This window comes from Halorubrum xinjiangense (genome assembly GCF_900102375.1).
Taxonomy (GTDB): domain Archaea; phylum Halobacteriota; class Halobacteria; order Halobacteriales; family Haloferacaceae; genus Halorubrum; species Halorubrum xinjiangense.
The window spans coordinates 303,032-317,946 of sequence record NZ_FNBO01000001.1; the positions used below are offsets into that span (position 1 = coordinate 303,032).

14 protein-coding genes are annotated in these 14,915 nt (G+C 71.4%); 5 read left to right on the forward strand and 9 right to left on the reverse strand.

Annotation, left to right across the window (positions count from 1 at the left end; all coding sequences use genetic code 11):
• Positions 1 to 43: 43 nt before the first annotated feature.
• From F3H13_RS01445 to F3H13_RS01465, 5 genes are all read right to left on the reverse strand, one after another.
• The gene (locus F3H13_RS01445) at positions 44 to 928 is read right to left on the reverse strand and encodes an ABC transporter ATP-binding protein (protein ID WP_149797291.1); all 885 of its coding nucleotides are present in this window, start codon (positions 926 to 928) and stop codon (positions 44 to 46) included.
• Positions 929 to 2,146 (reverse strand): FecCD family ABC transporter permease, encoded by a 1,218-nt coding sequence (locus F3H13_RS01450; protein ID WP_149797292.1) that lies wholly within the window; start codon positions 2,144 to 2,146, stop codon positions 929 to 931.
• Positions 2,143 to 3,135, reverse strand: coding sequence for an FAD-dependent oxidoreductase (locus tag F3H13_RS01455; protein ID WP_149797293.1), 993 nt, complete (start codon positions 3,133 to 3,135; stop codon positions 2,143 to 2,145). The genes F3H13_RS01450 and F3H13_RS01455 overlap by 4 nt, the downstream gene beginning before the upstream one ends.
• A complete protein-coding gene (locus F3H13_RS01460) occupies positions 3,132 to 4,397 on the reverse strand; it encodes an ABC transporter substrate-binding protein (protein ID WP_149797294.1) in 1,266 nt (421 codons plus the stop codon). The genes F3H13_RS01455 and F3H13_RS01460 overlap by 4 nt, the downstream gene beginning before the upstream one ends.
• A 224-nt stretch (positions 4,398 to 4,621) precedes the next feature.
• Positions 4,622 to 5,536 carry a serine/threonine-protein kinase RIO2 gene (locus tag F3H13_RS01465; RefSeq protein WP_149797295.1) on the reverse strand — a complete coding sequence of 305 codons (915 nt, stop codon included), beginning with the start codon at positions 5,534 to 5,536 and terminating at the stop codon, positions 4,622 to 4,624.
• 145 nt (positions 5,537 to 5,681) lie between these two features.
• Here F3H13_RS01465 and F3H13_RS01470 point away from each other — a divergent pair, with 145 nt between their 5' ends.
• From F3H13_RS01470 to F3H13_RS01485, 4 genes are all read left to right on the forward strand, one after another.
• Positions 5,682 to 6,557 (forward strand): lipoate--protein ligase family protein, encoded by an 876-nt coding sequence (locus F3H13_RS01470; RefSeq protein WP_149797296.1) that lies wholly within the window; start codon positions 5,682 to 5,684, stop codon positions 6,555 to 6,557.
• 73 nt (positions 6,558 to 6,630) lie between these two features.
• Positions 6,631 to 7,506: a deoxyribonuclease IV gene (locus tag F3H13_RS01475; RefSeq protein WP_149797297.1), complete on the forward strand. Its 876-nt coding sequence runs from the start codon at positions 6,631 to 6,633 to the stop codon at positions 7,504 to 7,506.
• 95 nt (positions 7,507 to 7,601) lie between these two features.
• Positions 7,602 to 8,072 (forward strand): hypothetical protein, encoded by a 471-nt coding sequence (locus F3H13_RS01480; RefSeq protein ID WP_149797298.1) that lies wholly within the window; start codon positions 7,602 to 7,604, stop codon positions 8,070 to 8,072.
• Positions 8,073 to 8,142: 70 nt separating this feature from the next.
• Complete coding sequence (locus F3H13_RS01485) at positions 8,143 to 8,985, forward strand: class I SAM-dependent methyltransferase (RefSeq protein ID WP_149797299.1); 843 nt, start codon at positions 8,143 to 8,145, stop codon at positions 8,983 to 8,985.
• A gap of 514 nt (positions 8,986 to 9,499) precedes the next feature.
• Here F3H13_RS01485 and F3H13_RS01490 read toward each other — a convergent pair.
• The 3 genes from F3H13_RS01490 to F3H13_RS01500 all read right to left on the reverse strand — a co-directional run bounded on the left by F3H13_RS01490 (position 9,500) and on the right by F3H13_RS01500 (position 12,507).
• A complete protein-coding gene (locus F3H13_RS01490) occupies positions 9,500 to 10,144 on the reverse strand; it encodes a DUF7095 family protein (RefSeq protein WP_149797300.1) in 645 nt (214 codons plus the stop codon).
• A gap of 39 nt (positions 10,145 to 10,183) precedes the next feature.
• Positions 10,184 to 10,648 carry a Mut7-C RNAse domain-containing protein gene (locus tag F3H13_RS01495; protein WP_149797529.1) on the reverse strand — a complete coding sequence of 155 codons (465 nt, stop codon included), beginning with the start codon at positions 10,646 to 10,648 and terminating at the stop codon, positions 10,184 to 10,186.
• A 68-nt stretch (positions 10,649 to 10,716) separates the two neighbouring features.
• Entirely contained in the window at positions 10,717 to 12,507 is a 1,791-nt protein-coding gene (locus F3H13_RS01500) for a helix-hairpin-helix domain-containing protein (protein WP_149797301.1), read from the reverse strand.
• A 114-nt stretch (positions 12,508 to 12,621) separates the two neighbouring features.
• Here F3H13_RS01500 and F3H13_RS01505 point away from each other — a divergent pair, with 114 nt between their 5' ends.
• Complete coding sequence (locus F3H13_RS01505) at positions 12,622 to 13,044, forward strand: DUF2237 family protein (RefSeq protein ID WP_149797302.1); 423 nt, start codon at positions 12,622 to 12,624, stop codon at positions 13,042 to 13,044.
• A 24-nt stretch (positions 13,045 to 13,068) separates the two neighbouring features.
• Here F3H13_RS01505 and F3H13_RS01510 read toward each other — a convergent pair whose 3' ends face one another.
• The gene (locus tag F3H13_RS01510) at positions 13,069 to 14,301 is read right to left on the reverse strand and encodes an MFS transporter (protein WP_149797303.1); all 1,233 of its coding nucleotides are present in this window, start codon (positions 14,299 to 14,301) and stop codon (positions 13,069 to 13,071) included.
• Between the last annotated feature and the right edge of the window lie 614 nt (positions 14,302 to 14,915).

Consider the following 14,915-nt stretch of genomic DNA (forward strand, 5'->3'; position numbering starts at 1 on the left):
GACCTAAAATAGTCGGGCGCAGCGGTTCGAGACGCCGAGCAGGCTACTTCTCGTGTCGCGCGCGGATCGGCGTGACGCGCGGGCCGTCCTCGGTCTGAACCACGTCGGCGTCGACGCGGAACACCTCGGAGAGCAGCTCCTCGGTGACGACCGCCTCGGGCGGGCCGCGGGCACGGACCTCGCCGTCCGTGAGCGCGATCACGCGGTCGGCAAGCCGCGCGGCCTGCTCGATGTCGTGGAGGACGACGACGACGGTGACCTCGCTCTCGTCGCGGAGCGTCTCGATGATCTCCATCACCTCCATCTGGTGGTGTAAATCGAGGAACGTCGTCGGCTCGTCTAAGAGGAGGACGTCGGTGTCCTGCGCGAGGACCATCGCGATCCACGCCAGCTGCTTTTGCCCGCCGCTGAGGCTGCCGACCTCGCGGTCGCGCAGGTGACCGCAGCCCGCCAGGTCGATGGCGCGCTCGACCGCCTTGGCGTCCTCGGCGGTCGTCCGCTCGAAGAACCCGCGGTGCGGGTAGCGGCCGTGGTACACGAGGTCCTCGACCGTGATGCTGTCGGGCGACGTGCTCTCCTGGGAGAGCAGGCCGAGCCGCTTCGCGAGCGCCTTCGTGTCCATCGAGTGGACGTCGCTCCCGTCGAGCAGCACCGAGCCGTCCTCGGGGTCGATCTGGTTCGCGAGCCCCTTCAGGAGAGTGCTCTTGCCGGAGCCGTTCGGCCCGACGAGCGCCGTCACCGCGCCCGGCTCGGCCGCGATCGACTCGCCGTCGATCACGGGTTCCGGGGCCGTCGGGTAGCTCAACACGAGATCCTTCGCGTCGAGGTCGCTCGCGTCGGTCGCCGCGCGCGACTCGCTCGGTTCCGCCGGTTCGTTCGCGCCGCTCGATCCGTCCGACTCCGTCGCGTTCGCGCGTTCGATGGACATTCAGAGGTCACCCATGTTCTGCTGTCGCCGCATCAGGTACAGGAAGTACGGCCCGCCGACGAGCCCGGTGACGATCCCCACCGGGACCTGCGAGTCCGCGCCGGTCAGGACGCTCATCCCGAGGCGCGCCCCGACGTCGGCGCCGACCATCAGCGCCGGGCCGACGAACAGGCAGCCGACGATCACCCGCTTGTAGTCGCTGCCGACGAGGTTCCGGACGACGTGCGGGACGATGAGCCCCACGAAGCTCACGATCCCCGCCACCGCGATGCTGGCGGCGGCGGCCAGCACGGCGACGCCCGAGAGCGCGAACCGCACCCGCTCTATCGACATCCCCAGCGACTTCGCCGTCTGCTCGCCCAAGAGGAGGAGGTTCAGCTGCCGGGAGCCCGCGAGCGACAGCGCCACCGCGACGAGCGTCCACGGGAGCGCCATCCGGACCTGCTCCCAGTCGGTCCCGGTCAGCGACCCCGTCGTCCACTGGATCGCCGACTGGACGACGCCGATGTCGTCGGCGAAGAAGAACAGCCCAGTCTGGAGGCTGGTGAAGACGGTCCCGACGATGACTCCCGCGAGCACGAGCCGCACGGGGCTCGTCCCGTTCTTCCACGCGATGGCGTAGACGATCAGGAACGCGACCGATCCGCCGAGCGCCGCGATGAGCGGCAGGAACGCCGAGAGGCCGCCGAACACGACGAGCGTGAGCAGGATCATCAGCCCGGCGCCGGAGGAGACGCCGAGGATGAACGGGCTCGCGAGCTCGTTCCGCGTCACCGCCTGGAAGATGGCGCCGGAGACGGCGAGGTTGGTGCCGACGACGACGCCGACGAGCACCCGCGGCAGCCGGATGTTCCAGACGACGAGCGTCTCGCGCGCGAGCTCGGGCAGCTCGCCCCGAAACCCCGTGACCGCCCGCATCAGCTCCTCGCCGAGGAGGAAGTTGAGGAACCACCGCGGGTCGAGCAGGACGGCGGGGTCGAGGACGGCCCGCCACGCCTGTCTGACGGTCATCGAGTACGCCCCGAAGCTCACCTGGACGAGCCCGGCGGCGACGACCAGGACGAGGCTCCCCGCGGCGACGGTCAGCAGCCGCGGCTCGAACAGCCACCCGAGCCGGCCCCCCTCGGCCGGTCGCCGCGCGGCGGACTCGCCGCCGACCGCCCGGCCCTCGTCGCCGGTCACCGACCCCCCGTCGGTCGCCGGTCGCTCGCCGGTCATCGCGTACCCCCGTCGGCTTGCGGTGCGTCCAGCCCCTCCTCGCCCGCGTACGCCGCGACCGCCTCGTCGTCCATCGCGTCGAGCAGCACGTCGGCCCCGTGCGCGTCGACGACCGCGTCGGGGTCGAGGCGCTCGGCGAGCGCGCGGTGACCGGCCGCGGCGCGGGCCGTCTCCTCGTCCGCGTCGACGTACGCCGACAGCGCGTCGTCGACCGCGGCCTCGCGGACGCGCGCGAACCGCGCCGAGTTCGGGTCGACCGGGCCGTCGGCGTGCTCCGCGTCGAACCACTCGACCCACCGGCCGCGGTCGGCCCACTCGCCGTCGAGTTCGGCCTCGCGGCGGACCCAGTCGACCCCCTCCGCCGCCGCCGGCCACCAGCCGTCGTCGACCCGGGCGTCGGCGACGACCTTCTTTCCGACCCGGGCGCCGCGGCCCGCGGCCGTGACCGCCTGCCGGTCGGCCTCGGAGGGGGACGCGACGTACAGCCCGTCGACCGGCGTCGTCCCGTCGCGGTCGGCGTACTCGCGGTCGAAGTGTTCGTGCGTCTCGCCGCCGTGGTCGTGGACCTCGAACATCGCCTCGTCGCCGTCGAGGCCGCGGAGGTACTCGCCGTCGTAGCGCGTCGCCGCGACCACCCGTCGGGCGTCGACCGGATCGCCCGACTGCGGGGTGACGACGAACCGCGGTTCGTCCGGGTCGCCGGCGTCACCGGGCGCACCGTCCGCGCGCTCCACCGACTCCACGAGGTCCTCGACGACCGCGCAGCCCGCCCGCTCCGCCTGCGCGCGCATGAGTTCGGAGAGCGTCCCCACGTCGATCCCGGCCGGGAACCCGGGGTAGTTCTCCAGGTGCGCGCAGCGCGCGAGCGACGACCGGCCGCGGTCGAAGACGGCGACGTCGAGGCCGTCGCGCGCGGCGAACACCGCGGCGGCGCAGCCGGCCGGGCCGCAGCCGACCACGACGAGGTCGCGGTCGGGGACGCCGCTCATTCCGCCCCTCCGGCGACGATCGAGGCGACCTCGTCGCGGTCGAAGAGGCGCTCCTCGGCGGGGATATCGGGGTAGTCGTCGCCGTGCTCGTAGCCCGGCCACTCCCCGAACCGCTCCGGGAACAGCTGCTTCGCGGTCATCTCCAGCTGGAACAGGTTCATGATCGGTCCCTGGACCGGGTCGCCGGAGGGGTAGAAGTGGTCGTTCGCTATCGCGGAGAGCTCGCCGGCGACGGGGTGGTCCGACAGCGCCTCGCGGGTCGCGCCCACGTCGTAGTAGGAGGCGATCCCGTACTGGTGGAGGATTACGTCGGGGTCGACCTCCAGCAGCCGCTCGTGGTCGTAGGCCGTCTCGTAGGTGACCTCCTCGGCGGCGAACGCGTCGGGGACCTCGAACGGGCGCACGTGCGCGTTCGCGAACCCCGGCTCGTCGGTCCGGGAGGGGTAGTAGGTCCCGTCCGTGTAGATGAGCGCCGCGACCGTCGGGCGCTCCGACTCCGGCTGGAGGTCGCTCCGGATCGTCTCGACTACGTCCTCGCGGACCGCGTCGAGCGCGGCGAAGCGCTCCTCCTCCCGGAACGCGGCGGCGACGCGCTCGCCGATCTCGGGGAGTGCGTAGTAGTCGTAGTCGTCGCGGTACGGCTCGGGCGGCTCGGAGTGCCGCCGGCTGTAGACGTTCCCGAACCACGGTCCGACCCTGTCCCGGATCTCGGCCACGTCGCCCTCGTCCCAGCCGTCGAAGGAGGCGAACAGGGCCGGGTCCGCGAGGTGGAGGTCGGAGTCGAGCTCGTAGAGGAGCTCGCGGTCGACGGAGATCCCGCCGCCCGAGCCGGTGTTGAGCTGTTCGAGCCCCTCGCGGTCGAAGGAGACGCCGTCGAGGGCCGCGTAGTAGGCGTCGAGCGTGTTCCCGCCCGCGTCGGCGTCGAAGCCGAGCGAGTTGACCGAGTCGCCGTGGCCGAGCGCCACCGCCAGGTCGGCGTACAGCAGGCTGTACACCATGACGTCTTCCGGCACCGCGTCGAAGGTGACCTCGCCGACCGGGGCCATCGCGGCTGCGTACGATCCCGAACCCGCGTCCTCGTCAGACGGCTCGTCTCCGCCGTAGCCGTCGTCCGCCGAGCCGTTTCCGCCGTCGGAGTCGGATCCGCTCGGCGCCGATTCCGTCCCGTTACACCCGGCGAGCAGTCCCGCGCCGGCGACGGCGCCCGCGTATCTGATCGCGTCGCGTCGCGTGCCGACGAGTCGGTCCGCGTCTGGGTCCATACGATTTAGGCCACCCTAAACGATTAAAGCGGTTTCGAATCTTAGGCGTGCCTAAAAACTCGGCGCACGCCGGCGGTACCCGAGCGCTCGGCCCGCGACGAAGGGCGGTCGAGAGGCGGACGGGGTGAGCGAGACGCCGTACACCGACGGAGACGCGCTACGACGGCGACCGAAACCGAACGCGGATCGCCGCCGAGATCAGATTTCGTATCGCGCTATACAATTTATTCGGCGCCGAACGCCCGAACGCTCTCGAACGAGCCGCCGGCGATAGCGGCGGCGATCCCGTCGGTATCGGCGTCTCGGGGCACCTCGTGGGGATATTTCCGAGCGAAGTACCGCAGGAGGTTCTCGACGTCGCGTTCGAGGAACTCCCGGGCGTTCTCGTGGTCGACGGACACCGCCTGCGGCCAGTCGAAGATCGTCACGCCGCTCTCGGCGACCGCGACGTTGTGCTCGGAGGCGTCGGCGTGGATCCAGCCCAGCTCGTGGGCGGTCGCGAGTTCGCGGAGGATCAGGTCGAGAACGCCGACCGCCTGCTCTGGGTCGAGTTTCGCGCGCGAGAGTTCGACGCCCGCGAACTTCTCCATCACGATGGCGTGACGGTTGTGATCGACCGGGCGAGGGACGCTCACGTCGGGGTACAGCTCCTCCATCGCCTCGTACTCGCGTTCGGCCGCCTTGCGCGCGGTGTAGAGCCACGAGACGTGGTCGCGGTCGGCGGTGTACTCGCGCTCGCGGTTCACCTCGCGGAAGTTGGTGTACCCCTCGCGGTGGTACTTCAAGGCGAGCGGCCGGAACGACTGCGCCTCGTACACGTCGCCCTCCTTGCCGAGCCCGAGCGGCGAGCCCACGCCGTCTATCGTCTCGCGCTCCGAGAACGTCCGGAGCGCCAAGGCGTCGTACCCCTCGAAGGTGAGCTGGTACCCCTCGTACTGGATCGTCTTCCGCTCGATCAGCTCGCGGTCGAGGCAGCGGTCGATACGGTAGTCGACCTCCTCGCGCGTCAGGTCGGCGTACTCCGGGAGCTTGTCGCGGCGGACCCACTCCGAGAAGCGCATCCCCTGCTCGACGCCCGAGAGGAGGTAGAAGTCCTCGGGGTCGAGGTCGGCCATGTCGCCGGCGACGTTTCGCACCATACGCGCCCTTACTCTGGGGATTCCTAAAAGGGACGCGCGTTCGGGCGCCGCCGCTGATAAATGAGATACCGCGATAGCAAATCCGGATTCCGCCGCCCACGCGCCGAGCGCAACCGCTTTCGGCGCGGCGGCCGAGGAGGGCGATATGACCGCGCCCGCCGTCGACTGGCGGCTTATCCGCGAGGAGGCCCGCCCCGGCCCGATGCAGATGGCGTTAGACGAGGTCGCCGCCGAGACCGCCGCGGCGGGCGGCCCCGCCACGCTCCGCACCTACCGGTGGGAGCCGAGCTGCCTCACCCTCGGCCGGCACCAGGAGCCGGCGACTGTCGACTGGGCGTTCTGCGAGCGCGAGGGGATCGACGTCACCCGCCGGCAGACCGGCGGCGGCGGGATCTACCACGACGGCCGGGGAGACATCGCGTACTCGATCGCGGTCCCCGCCGAGACGGTGCCGGGTGAGCTGCTCGACTGCTACCACCTCCTGTGCGAGCCCGTCCTCGACGCGTTCGACCGGCTCGGAATCGACGCCGACTACGTCGACGAGCCCATGCCGGAGCTGTATCGCCCCGCCTGTTACCTCCGCGAACTCCACCCGGCGCACGACGTGGTGGCGAGCGGGGGAGCTGGGGCCGGCGGCGAGCGCGCCGACGGCGATCGGCGCCGGAAGATCGCCGGCAACGCGCAGTACCGCAAGCGGGAGGCGGTGATCCAGCACGGCTCGCTGACGTTCGCGGTTGACGCGGCGCGGCATCTCGGGGTCTTCGCCGACCCGCCGGTGACGCCCGAGGGGTTCCGCGAGCGCGTCGTCGGGATGGACGAGTTGGTCGATCTCGACCGCGCCGACGCGGTGGCGACCGTCGAGTCGGCGCTCTCCGACTGGGCGGACACGGCGCCCGAAGCGACCGTGGATGTCGACGGATCGTGGACGGACGCGGAACTGGAGCGGGCCGCCGAGCTGGTCGAGGAGAAGTACCGGGACGACGAGTGGATCCGGACGCGACCCGGAAGCGGCGGGGCGTAGGGGAGTTCGAGAGGATCATCGCGGATCCGCCCGGTTCCGAAGGGGCTTTTTCGACCGCCCTCGTGTGACCGGTATGAGTCTCAAGGTCGGCGCGCACGTATCTATTTCCGCTTCGAGAGCATCAAACGATCCGGAAACGCCGCCGCACGGGAACATCGCGAACGCGGTGTTCAGACAGAAGCAGTTCGGCGGCAACTGCGGACAGATCTTCACCCACTCGCCGCAGGTGTGGCAGGACCCGGACATCGACGACGAGGCGGCCGAGCAGTTCCGGGCGGAGACCGAACGCGACCTGGAGGGGCCGTGGGTGATCCACACCTCCTACCTCGTGAACCTCTGTACGCCGAAGGAGGGGCTCCGCGAGAAGTCGCTCGACTCGATGCAAAAGGAGGTCGACGCGGCCGACAAGCTGGGAATCCCGTACGTCAACGTCCACCTCGGCGCGCACACGGGCGCGGGCGTCGAAGGGGGCCTCGACAACGCCGCGTCGGTGATCGACGACCTCGACGTGCCGGACGGCGTCACGATCCTGATCGAGAGCGACGCGGGCGCGGGGACGAAGCTCGGCGGCGAGTTCGAACACCTCGCGGGAGTCATCGACCGCACGGAGACGGACATCGACGTCTGCGTCGACACCGCTCACGCGTTCGCGGCGGGCTACGACCTCTCGACCCCCGAGGCGGTCGATCAGACGATCGGGGAGTTCGACGACGTGGTCGGGTTAGAGCACCTGGAGTACATTCACCTCAACGACTCGAAACACGAGTGCGGCACCCACAAGGACGAGCACGCCCACATCGGCGAGGGCCACATCGGCGAGGCGGGGATGGAGCGGTTCCTCAACCATCCCGACCTGACGGACGTGCCGCTCGCCCTGGAGACGCCGACCGAGGACGGGAAGAGCTTCGCGTGGAACATCGACCGGGTGCGCGAGCTTCGTCACGACTGAGGCCCCTCGTTCTCCGCGGCTCTGGGTCGCTGTTCTCGCCGAGGACGCCGTCCGTCCGACGCGGATTTAAGTAACCCCGTGTGTGATCCACGGACATGCCCACCACGAAGGCGTTGCTCTTCGGACAGCGCCGCGACCGCGCGGTCGGGCTGGTGATCGGGTTCGCCGGCGCCGTGACGCTCGCGCTCGTCGTCGCGTTCGCCGCCGAGTCGGCGGGCGCCGCGACGGCGACGGCGCTGACCGACCGGCTCCTCCCGGTTCTGGTGTTCTACGCGCCCGGCCCGCTGGCCGCCGCCGGGGCGTACGCGCGCTGCGGCGGGCCGGCGTGTCTGGCCGTCGGCGTGGTGCCGGCGCTCGTTCTCGGGGGGTTCGTCCTCCTCGGGACGCTCGTCGGCGTTCCCGGCGTCAACGGCGGGAACCCGGCGATCGGCGACGTGACGGTGAGCTTCGCCGCGATCGGGATGACCAGCGCGTTCGTCGGCTACTGCGCCGGCGTGACCGCCGTCCTCGCCGCCGACCTGTTAGGAATCGGGGGCAGCGACGGAGCGGACGGCGACGGGGAGTGAGGCGGCGGCGACGAGTGAGGAACGCGACCGATCTCCGGACGTTTATTTTCGCCCGCGGCGAAGCGGGCCCGTGCGACGCTTCTCCGCCGAGTACCTCGAACACACCCGCCGCGGGATGTGGGAGGACGACCGCGACGCGCTCGCGGACCTGGAGTTGGCGAGCCGCGAGCGCGTCCTCGACGTCGGCTGCGGCACCGGCGAGCTGACGCGCGTGCTAGCCGCCGAAGCGGAGACGGCGGCCCGCGAACGCCCGACGACCGTTCTCGGGGTCGACGCCGATCCAGACCTCCTGGCTGTCGCGCGCGGGGAGGAACGGAGAGCGGACGCCGGCGCGCGGATCGACTACCTCGCGGGCGACGCGACGCGGCTCCCGGTCGGCGAGAGCGCGGTCGACCTGGCGGTCTGTCAGGCCCTCCTGATCAACCTCCCCGACCCGACCGCGGCGGTCCGGGAGCTCGCTCGCGTGTCCTCGGACCTCGTCGCGGCGGTCGAGCCGGACAACGCCGACGTCCGGGTGGCTTCGACGGTCGACGCCGAGGAGCGACTGGAGCGCGAGGCGCGCGAGGCGTACGTCGACGGGGTGGAGACCGACGTCGCGCTCGGCGACCGCGTGCGCGAGGCGTTCGACGAGGCGGGGCTGGTCGACGTGCGCACGCGGCGCTACGTCCACGAGAAGCGGACCGAGCCGCCGTACGCCGAGGCCGCGCTGCGCTCGGCGGCGCGGAAGGCCTCCGGCGCGGGGCTGGCCGACCACCGGGAGGAGCTGGTGGCGGCGACCTCGGAGGCGACGTACGACGACCTCCGCGGGCGCTGGCGCGAGATGGGCCGTGAAGCGGTCGACCAGATGGAGGCGGGCGAGTACGAGCGCGTCGAGTACGTCCCGTTCGACGTGACCGTCGGGCGAGTGGAGTGAGATAGGGGAGGCGAATCGGAGTGTCCGCGTAGTCGTTTATAAACAGCGAGCGGTAGCGTCGGCAGCGTCCAAGGCAGTTTATAAATGGATGACGGCGCTGCGGCGAACATCTCCAAAGCCCCTGCCGCTCGATTATAAACGTTTGACCGTGGATCGGCAGCGGACACCTCCAAAGCCCCAGTCGCGAGAACTCGCGCGACTCGCTGTCGTTCGAAAGGCGCTTCGCGCCTTTCGTGATGACGAGAGAGCTTCGCTCTCTCGAACCACGCTCCTCACTCGGTCGCTCCGCTCCCTCGTTCCGGTGCTTACGTCGTCGTGCTTCGTTCTCGCGACTGCCCCTTTGAGTCCCACCTCGCACCGCGCAGCACCGCACCTCACGCCTCCCCAGCCTCGTCGGTCGCCGTCGCTTCGCTCGGCGACCGACTCCCTCGCGGGCGGTTCGCGGCCGCCGGTGGCGGCCGCTCACCGGCGCGCCACCGCGGTTATTTATAGATAGCGTCGCGGCGGGTCCGTATCAGACCATGTCGCCGCGCACCGAGGCGCCCTCCTGCTCGGCGCGCTGTTGTTTGAGCACGTCCGCGGCCTCGTTCGCGGCCTCCTCGTCGGCGCCGAGCATCCCGAGCGCGGCGGGCAGCGTCGGCATCGCGAGCGAGGCCTCTCGCAGGCGGTCGAACGCCTCCCCATCGCGCTCGCCGTCGACCCACAGACAGACGCCGCGGGGGTCGAGCACCTCCTCGTAGGCGTCGCGGGCGAGCGCCCCCTTCAGGCGCTGGCGGACGTTGTCCTCAAAGCCCGCGTTACACACTTCGAGGTGGATCGGCTCCTCGTCGTCTACCAATTCAGACGCGAGACATTTCTCGGGCGCCGCGTACCCGTTGTCGCTCGTCCGGACGCGGTCCGGGTGGGCGTCGGCCCACGCGGCGTCGACCGTGGTGCCGACGCCCTTCACGCCGTACTCGGCCTCGAACGCGGCGGCCGCCTCGCTGTCGCCGCCCATGATCACGTCCTTCGTGAGGTAAACGTCGAGGCGGTCGACCGGGTCGAGCCCGAGCGCGACGTCGCCAAACGCCCACACCTCGCGGACGGGCACCGGCATCGGCTCGCTCGCGACGCTGTCGACGAGCGACTCCAGGCGGTCGACGGCCGGTTCGCGTTCCATTATCGAGGCGTAGGCGGCGGGCGGGCAAACCGGTTACGCTCACAGGTCGTCCAACCGCTCCGCGACGTCGTCCCAGTGCCCGCCCTTCCAGAACCACTGGCCGCAGTCCGCGCAGCGCCACCCGGGACGGCGCGAACCCACGTCATCCGGGACGTAGTCGGGTCGGTCGACCGGGGAGCCGTCCGTTTCGGGGGACGCGACGCGCTCGACGGGCCCGTTACAGGCGCCGCACCGCGTCGGCTCGTCGGCGAGCTCGACGGGGAAGCCCGCGGCGGCGAGCTCGCCGAGCTGGTCGACCACGTCGCGCTCGGTGAGAAGGACGGCGTCGGCCGCGGGGTCGCCGCTCGGGGCGCATTCCGCGAGGTCGCGGTCGCGGGTGAGGAGAACGCGGCCCTCGGCGGCCGCGAGCGAGCGGAGCCGGTCGTCGGCCTCGACCCCGCGGTCGAGTGCGTAGGCGGCGTCGTAGCCGCAGATCCGGAGGTAGGTGGCGAGCTTGCCGCACATGACGTCGACGAGGACCGGCGGGCGGTCGCCCGTCGGCGGGGCCGCGGCGTCGCGCTCCCGGTCCCCGGTCACAGCAGGAACGACCGGAGCCCGTTGAGCGACCGCGCGTTGAGCACGTCCCCGGCCCGCGCCCAGCCCCGCCGAGCAGTGTGGACACCGTAGCGCGCGTTATCGAGTTCGCGGGGCGCGTGCGCGTCGGTGTTGACGGCGATCGTCGCGCCCGCCTCGATCGCGGCCCGGACGAACTCGCCGTCGGCGTCGAGCCGGGCGGGGTTCGCGTTCACCTCGATGGCGGTGCCGGCCGCCGACGCCGCCTCGGCGATCGCCTCGACGTCCGGGTCGAGCCCCGGCCGCTCGTTGATGAGGCGGCCGGTCGGGTGGCCGAGGACGTCGACGTGGGGATGTTCGACCGCGCGGACCAGCCGCTCGGTGGCGGCCTCGGGGTCCTGCCCGAGCGCGGCGTGGGGCGACGCGACGACGATGTCGAGGGCGGCCAGCGTCTCGTCGTCGGTCGAGAGGCCGCCGTCGGCGTCGATGTTCGCCTCGATCCCGTGGAAGACCGGGATCTCGACCTCGTCTGCCGCCTCGGCTATCGCCGCGGCCTGCGCTTCGATCTCCGACTCGTCGAGGCCGACGCCGCCGACCATCCCCGGCCCGGTCGCGTGGTCGGTGACGAAGTGGTAGTCGTAGCCGCGCTCTTCGGCGGCCCGCGCCATCTCGGCGATCGAGAAGCCGCCGTCGGACCAGTCGGTGTGAGTGTGGAGATCCCCGCGGAGGTCGCCCGGCTCGACGAGGACCGGGAGGCGCTCCTCGGCGGCCGCCTCTACCTCGCCGCGGTTCTCGCGCAGCTCGGGGGGGACCGGCTCCATGTCGAGCGCCCGGTAGACCTCCGCTTCGCGCTCGCCTGCGATGCGCTCGCCAGCGCGGGTCGCGTCCGGCTCCTCGGCGTCGCCGTCCGCGGCGTCCCCGGCGTCGACCTCCTCGCCCTCCACGTCGCTCACGTCGAAGAGGCCGTACTCGTTCAGCTTGAGCCCGCGGTCAATCGCCCGGTTGCGGACGGCGACGTTGTGCGCCCGCGAGCCGGTGAAGTACTGGAGCGCGGCGCCGAACTCGTCCGGGTCGACGATTCGGAGGTCGACGCGGGTGCCGTCCGCGCGCACGCTCGCCTTCCCGGTGCCCGCCTCGATGGTCGCGTCCGCGGCCTCCCAGTCGGTGAACGCCTCGACGATCGGGTCGCGCGCCTCGCTCGCGACGAGCAGGTCGACGTCGCCGATGGTGGGCTTCCACCGCCGGATCGACCCGCACACCTCGACGGACTCGACGGCGTCGAGGGCGGAGAGATGCGTGAGCGCGTCGTCCGCGAGCGGTCGGGCGTCGCCGAGGCGGGTGCGCTCGCGGGACTCGCGGGCGAAGGGGATGTTGTCGAGGATGTTCTCCTCCGTCTTCGCGCCGAAGCCGGACACCTCCTGAACCTCGCCAGCCTCCGCGGCAGCCTCCAGCTCGTCGAGGTCGGAGATCCCGAGCGCGTCGTACAGCGAGCCGACCGTCTTCGGGCCGACGCCCTCGACCGCGGTCAGCCCGGCCATGTCGACCGGGAGCTCCTCGCGGAGCTCGGTCAGCTCCGCTATCTCGCCGGTCTCGACGTACTCGACGATCTTCGCCGCGATGGCGTCGCCCACCCGGTCGATCTCGGCGACCGCGTCCTCGCCCTCGGCCGCGAGCCCCTCGATCGGCGCCGGGTGCTCGCGGACGTTCTCGGCCGCCCGTCGGTAGGCGGTCGGCTTGTACTCGACGCCCGTCGCCTCGAGGAGGTCGGCGAACTCCTCTAACCGCGTCGCGACCTCGTCGTTCCGGCTCATCGATGGCTGTTCGGCGGGACGGTACTTATACCGCGGGGCGAACGCTCGCCGGGGAGCCGTCGCCGGGGCCACGCCGACCGGTCGCTTATTCCGCCCGAGGCCGAATCGAGCGACATGTCGAGCGACCACGGCGGTGACGACGCCCCCGGCGACCGCAACGTGTTCGGCGGCGAACTGGCCCCCTGCGGCCACGAGCCCACGACCGGCTACCTCCGGGACGGCTACTGCCGCGACGTCGACGGCGACGTCGGCGAACACACGCTCTGTGCGGTCGTCACCGCCGAGTTCCTCCGATACAGCCGCGACCGCGGCAACGATCTGATCACCCCGCGCCCCGAGTTCGACTTTCCGGGGCTGGAGCCGGGCGACCGCTGGTGTCTCTGTGTCGGGCGGTGGGTAGAGGCGGTCGAGGCGGGGGTCGCCCCGCCGGTCGTCCTCGAAGCGACGGACGAGTCCGTGCTGCGGGCGGTCGAGGCCGACCGCCTCCGCGAGCACGAGTTCGACCCGGAGGCGTTCGAGCCCGGGAGTCTCGACTGAGCGCCACGAGCGCCATGGGGGCGTTCACTCGGTCACCCACAGCCCGGTGGCGACCGCGGCCGCGAGCCCCATCGAACCGGCGAGCAGCGCGAACGCGGGGCGGAACCCGACCGCGTCGGCGATGATCCCGACCGCGCTCGGCGCGAGCGCGCCGGCGCCCATGAGGAGCGTCCGGACGACACCGAGCCCGCCGCCCGCCAGCCGCTCGGGGAGCAGCTCCATCAGGTAGGCGCTGCGCACGGGCTGGAAGCCGTGCGAGCCGAGGCCGAAGGCGGCGACGACGACCGCGGCTGCGACGGCGCCGAGTCCGAGGCTCGGGAGCGAGACGAGCGCGACGAGCGCCGCCGCCGCCAAGCCGAGCGTGCCGACCATCACGGGGAAGCGCCCGACGCGGTCGGAGAGGTCGCCGGTGACCAGCTGGACGAACGTCACCGCGAAGACGAGCGAGTAGAGGAGGTTCGCGGTTGACGTCGCGAGGTCGGCCGCCTCCGAGAGGTACAGCGGGAGGAACGCGACGAGGCCGTTGTGCGCGAACGAGAACCCGACGGTCACCAGCACGAACGCCGAGAACCGGGGGTTCCGGAACAGTCGGAAGTACTCGCGCGTCGCTGGCGAGTCGTCGCCGTCGTCGCCGTCGCCTCCGCCGGTCGCCGCAGGCGAGCCGGAGAGCCGGACCGCGGTCGCGACCGCGAGCCCGACCGCAAGGAGGCCGGTGAGGAGGAACGGCGCGCGCCAGTCGGCGCCGGGCAGGCGCGCGAGGACAGCCGCGAGCGCGGGCGGCGCGGAGAGGACAGCGACGACGACCGCGGGCGCGGCCACCCCGCCCATCGCGCCGAGCGTGTCGTGCGCGCCGAGCATCCGCCCGGTGCGGGCGGGGTAGACGCGGGCGATCAGTCGCACCGAGACGGTCTTGTGGACGCCCGTCCCCGCGCCGACGACGAGCATCGCCGCGACGAGGACCGCGAAGGGCGCGTCGACGACGATGGCGAGGGACCCCACGCCGGCGACGAGCGCGCCCGCGACGATCACCCGCACCGGACCGAGCCGGTCGGCGACCGCGCCGCTCGGGAACTGGAGGAGGGCGTACACGACCATGAAGCCGGTGAACGCGGTCCCGACGGTGGCGTTGCTCACGCCGTAGGCGCCCTGGATCGACTCGAAAAGTGGCGGGAAGAGGTAGCGGACGAACTTCCCGAGGAACCAGACGAGCGAGACGAGGACCAAGGCGTCGTACTCGCCGATCCGGTCGCGGTCCATCGCCAAGCCGTAGCTCGGTCACCCGTATAAAGGGCCTGAAGCGCTCGGTGGTTGCCGGGAGGTGATGTTTCCGCAGTGGCGCGTGCCTGCGAGCGGCCGCCCCCGGCGGCCGTGAGTCAGCACGCGCGAGGGACGCCGCGAACGCCCGAAGGGCGTGAGCGGCGAGGCTGGGGAGGTTTGAGGTGCGGTTGCGGTGCTGTGCGGGGCGGGACACAAAGGGGCAGCCGGGAGGCGGCCGCAGGCGAAGTAAGCACCGCAGGGAGCGAACGGAGTGAGCGACTGAGGGGCACAGCGAGCGTGCGGCCGCCTCCCGGCTGGGGCTTTGGAGGTGTCCTCCGCCGATCCGCAGTCGACCCATTATAAACGAATGACTGGGGCTTTGGAAGGATTCGCCGTCGCCCACGAGGGCGACGACTGATGACCAATTTGCGGCCAGTGGACTCTGTTGAAATCTTCAACAGAGGACATATTCTTAGAGGCGTGTTGAATAGAGGGCGCGGATGTGGTACGAATTGGGGTCGATTTGTGAAAAGGAGTGATCGCTCAGTACAGGGGACTCACGCAACGGTCAGTACAGAGGACGCAGTGACCGGTAATACTAATAGTCAGATCAC